Genomic DNA, 4,906 nt, shown 5'->3' on the forward strand with positions numbered 1-4,906 from the left:
CGCCCCCGCGCCGTGGGGCGCCCCCCCCCCCGCGCCCCCCCCCCCCCCCCCCTTCTCCGTGTCGTCCCCGGCCGCTTCCGTGCCCCCGGCCGCTCGCGTCTCCCCCGGCGCTTCCGTCCCCCCGGCCACGACTCCCCGCCTGTCCCGGGCCGCCCGCCCCGCCCACGCCACCGCCGGGAGCGCCAGCAGCGCCGCCGCGCCGCCCAGCAGCAGCACGCCGGACGGGTCCGGGCCGTCCACCACCCGGCCGCCGCCGAAGGCGCCCAGCGCTATGGCGGTGTTGAACACCCCGGCGAACAGCCCCGACGCCGCTTCCCGGGCGTGGGGCGCGGCGGCCGTCAGCCAGTGCTGGGCGGAGACCGAGACACCGCCGTACGCCAGCCCCCAGACGATCAGCAGGGCGGCGGACCCGGCGGCCGTGCCGTCGGCCGGGACCAGCAGGACGACGGCGGTGCCGATGACGGCGGCGAGCAGCAGCAGGGCCCGGCTCGGGGCGCGGGCGGCCCGCGTGCCGACGGCGAAGTTCCCGGCGACGCCCGCGAGCCCGTAGCCGAGCAGCAGCACGCTGATCTCCCCCGCGCCGGTGCCGGGGATCCGCTCCAGCACCGGGCGGATGTAGGTGTACGCGGCGAAGTGGCCGGTGATCAGCAGCGCGACGGCGAGCATCCCGCGCCGGATCGCGGGGGCGCGCAGCAGCGCGGCGACGGTGGCGAACCGTATCGGGCGTTCGGCGGGCAGCGGCGGCAGGGCTCGGGCCAGCAGCGCGGCCACGGCGAGGGCGAGCACGGCCAGCGCGGCGAACGCCCACCGCCAGCCCGCCAGGGCGCCCAGAAAGGTGCCCGCGGGCACCCCGAGCACGGACGCCACCGCGATCCCGCTGAAGATCACGGCGGTGGCCCGGCCGACCGCGGCCGACGGCACGATCCGTACGGCGAGCCCGGCGGCCACCGCCCACACCCCGCCGATGCACACCCCGACGAGCGCGCGGGCGATCAGCAGGACGGTGAAGTTCCAGGCGAGCGCGCACAGCAGATCGGCGGCGGCGAGCAGGAGCAGCAGCACGCACAGTACGGTCCGCCGGTCCGCGCCACGCACGGCGACCGGCAGCAGCGGGGCGGCGAGCGCGGCGACCAGACCGGGCAGGGTGAGGGCCAGACCGGCGGTCCCGGCGGACACCCCCAGGTCGGTGCCGAGCGAGGTGAGCAGTCCGACGGGCAGCATCTCGGCGGTGACCACGGAGAAGGTGGCGGCGGCGAGAGCGAGGACGGCGGCGCGAGGGCGGGCGGCGAGGGGGGTGGCGGCGGGTTCCGGGGCGGTGGCCGCGGGAGTCGTGGACGACATGCCTCCACGATTCGGCGTGATCGCGCCGGGAACAACGGAGATTTCCCTCTCCTTGCCCGCGCGGGGCGCATCGGTCGGGCCGGGGAGGTGCGCGGGTGACCGGGAGGGACGTGGGTGAACGGGAGTGTTCCGTGGTGCGGCCCGCCCGCGGTACCCGCATCCCCTACCGGATATCGGTACCGCGCCCCGTGGCCGTACCACCCGCTACGGCGGCCGTACCACCCCCGCTCCCCCGCTACGGCCGCCGTACCTCGTACAGGTAGCACCCGTACTCCACCGCCCGCACATGGACGAGCGCCACCTCCGGGTCCTCGAACGCCTCCTCGAACGCCTCGTCGAACGCCGCCGGGGTGGCGTCCTCGTGGTCGGGGGCGATCAGGCGTCCGCCGAGGATGCGTCCGGCGGCCGAGTAGCGGCGCACGACCCGGTGGGAGTTGGTGAACGCCGGGCCGTCGCGGTCGGGTCCCGCGCAGTCCTCGGCGTGGATGAACACCGGGCCCTGTTCGTCGTAGGCGCCGGGGTGGGCGCCGGTGCCCGCGGCCCAGCGGCGCAGCGGGGCGTAGGCGACCAGGGCGATCAGCTCGCCGGGGCGGCTGCGGCGCAGACAGCAGCGCAGCGGGGCGCCGCCCTGCTCGTCGCGGACGGGGGTCAGGGGGTGTCCGGCGTCGTCGGTGGCGCGCAGTTCTTTCAGGACGGTGGGCTCGATCGGGCGGGCCGTGAAGGTCGTCGTCATGCTCCCAGCGTCACCCTGCCGGGACCCGGTTACCGGCGGGTTTTGGACATCGCGTTCGACGCGGGTGACATGGAAGGATGGCACGAACGACACAAAACGAGGAGATGACCGCGTGCCTGGCACAAACCTGACTCGCGAAGAGGCGCAGCAGCGCGCGAAGCTGCTCACCGTCGGCTCTTACGAGATCGAGCTCGACCTTTCCGGCGCGCAGGATGGGGGTTCCGCCGGCTCCGGTGAGTCCGGGAGCGGGGGCGGCACCTACCGGTCGGTCACCACCGTGCGCTTCGACGTCGCCGAGGCCGGGGCGGAGTCCTTCATCGACCTGGTGGCCCCGGCGGTCCACGAGGTCACGCTGAACGGCGACGCGCTCGATGCGGACGAGGTCTTCAAGGACTCGCGGATCGCGCTGGCGGGGCTGCACGCGGGCCCGAATGTGCTGCGGGTGGTCGCGGACTGCGCGTACACCAATACCGGCGAGGGGCTGCACCGCTTCGTCGACCCGGTGGACGACCAGGCGTACCTCTACACCCAGTTCGAGGTGCCGGACGCCCGCCGGGTGTTCGCGTCCTTCGAGCAGCCGGACCTGAAGGCGACCTTCCAGTTCACCGTGAAGGCGCCGAGCGGCTGGACCGTCATCTCCAACTCGCCGACGCCCGAGCCGCAGGACGATGTCTGGGTCTTCGAGCCGACGCCGCGGATCTCGTCGTACATCACCGCGCTGATCGTTGGCCCGTACCACTCCGTGCACAGCGTGTACGAGAAGGACGGGCAGTCGGTGCCGCTGGGCATCTACTGCCGGCCGTCGCTGGCCGAGCACCTGGACTCGGACGCGATCTTCGAGGTCACCCGGCAGGGCTTCGACTGGTTCCAGGAGAAGTTCGACTACGCGTACCCGTTCAAGAAGTACGACCAGCTGTTCGTGCCGGAGTTCAACGCGGGCGCGATGGAGAACGCGGGCGCGGTGACCATCCGCGACCAGTACGTGTTCCGGTCGAAGGTGACGGACGCGGCGTACGAGATGCGTGCCGAGACGATCCTGCACGAGCTGGCCCACATGTGGTTCGGCGACCTGGTCACCATGGAGTGGTGGAACGACCTGTGGCTGAACGAGTCGTTCGCCACGTACACCTCCATCGCCTGCCAGGCGTACGCGCCCGGCTCGCGCTGGCCACACGCGTGGACGTCGTTCGCGAACTCCATGAAGACCTGGGCGTACCGGCAGGACCAGCTGCCCTCCACGCACCCGATCATGGCCGAGATCGGTGACCTGGACGACGTCCTGGTCAACTTCGACGGCATCACCTACGCCAAGGGCGCCTCGGTGCTCAAGCAGCTCGTGGCGTACGTCGGCATGGACGCGTTCTTCAGCGGTGTCCAGGCGTACTTCAAGCGTCACGCCTACGGCAACACCCGGCTGTCGGACCTGCTGGGCGCGCTGGAGGAGACCTCGGGGCGTGACTTGAGCACCTGGTCGAGGCTGTGGCTCCAGACCGCCGGGATCAACGTCCTGCGCCCGGCGATCGAGACGGACGCGGACGGGGTGATCACCTCCTTCGCGGTGCGCCAGGAGGCCCCGGCGCTCCCGGCCGGCGCCAAGGGCGAGCCGGTGCTGCGCCCGCACCGGATCGCGGTCGGCCTGTACGACCGTGACGAGGCGAGCGGCAAGCTGGTGCGCGTGGAGCGCGTCGAGCTGGATGTCGACGGCGAGCTGACGGCCGTACCGGAGCTGACCGGAAAGCGGCGCCCGGCGGTGATCCTGCTCAACGACGACGACCTGTCGTACGCCAAGGTCCGCCTGGACGAGCAGTCGCTGGCCTACGTCACCGAGCACCTGGGCGACTTCGCGGACTCGCTGCCGCGCGCGCTGTCCTGGGCGTCGGCGTGGGACATGACCCGGGACGCCGAGCTGGCCGCCCGCGACTATCTGTCGCTGGTGCTGTCCGGGATCGGCAAGGAGTCCGACATCGGGGTGGTGCAGTCGCTCCAGCGGCAGGTGAAGCTGGCGATCGACCTGTACGCCGACCCGGCCGCGCGCGAGGCGCTGCTGACCCGCTGGACCGACGCCACGCTCGCGCATCTGCGGGCGGCGGAGGCGGGCGGTGACCACCAGCTGGCCTGGGCGCGGGCGTTCGCGGGCACCGCGCGCACCCCGGAGCAGCTGGATCTGCTGGAGGCCCTGCTGGAGGGCACCCGGACGATCGAGGGCCTGGCGGTGGACACCGAGCTGCGCTGGGCGTTCGTGCAGCGGCTCGCGGCGGTCGGGCGCTACCAGGAGACGGAGATCGCCGGCGAGTACCAGCGGGACCGCACCGCCGCCGGTGAGCGCCACGCGGCCATCGCGCGCGCCGCGCGTCCCACGCCGGAGGCCAAGGCGGAGGCGTGGGCGTCGGTCGTGGAGTCCGACAAGCTCCCGAACGCCGTGCAGGAGGCGGTGATCGTCGGCTTCGTGCAGACCGACCAGCGCGAGCTGCTGGCGCCGTACACCGAGAAGTACTTCGAGGTGCTCAAGGGGGTGTGGGACTCCCGCTCCCACGAGATGGCCCAGCAGATCGCCGTCGGCCTCTACCCGGCGGTGCAGGTGGCCCAGGCGACCCTGGACACCACGGACGCCTGGCTGGCACGCGCCGAGCCGAACGCCGCGCTGCGGCGACTGGTGTCGGAGTCCCGGGCGGGCGTGGAGCGGGCCCTGCGGGCGCAGGCGGCGGACGGAGCGGCGCGCTAGCCGCGCGGCGGACCGGGTGAGGGGGGGGGGGGCCCGGGGGCGCCCCCCCCCCCCCCCCCCGGGGGGGGGCGCCCCCCCCCCCCCCCCCCCCCCCCCCCCCCCCCCCCGTC

3 protein-coding genes are annotated in these 4,906 nt (G+C 73.8%); 1 reads left to right on the forward strand and 2 read right to left on the reverse strand.

The window, feature by feature from the left end; translation table 11 throughout:
- Positions 1–1,341, reverse strand: a 1,341-nt coding sequence (locus ACFXAZ_RS10120) for an MFS transporter (RefSeq protein ID WP_384587272.1), incomplete at its 3' end; no start/stop codon positions are given.
- Between the two features lie 235 nt (positions 1,342–1,576).
- Positions 1,577–2,074: a DUF1203 domain-containing protein gene (locus ACFXAZ_RS10125; protein WP_384587274.1), complete on the reverse strand. Its 498-nt coding sequence runs from the start codon at positions 2,072–2,074 to the stop codon at positions 1,577–1,579.
- Between the two features lie 112 nt (positions 2,075–2,186).
- Here ACFXAZ_RS10125 and pepN point away from each other — a divergent pair, with 112 nt between their 5' ends.
- On the forward strand, positions 2,187–4,796 hold the full coding sequence (pepN, locus tag ACFXAZ_RS10130) for an aminopeptidase N (protein ID WP_384587276.1): 2,610 nt from the start codon (positions 2,187–2,189) through the stop codon (positions 4,794–4,796).
- Positions 4,797–4,906: the final 110 nt, after the last annotated feature.

The sequence above is a fragment of the Streptomyces sp. NPDC059477 genome (assembly GCF_042749375.1).
Taxonomy (GTDB): domain Bacteria; phylum Actinomycetota; class Actinomycetes; order Streptomycetales; family Streptomycetaceae; genus Streptomyces.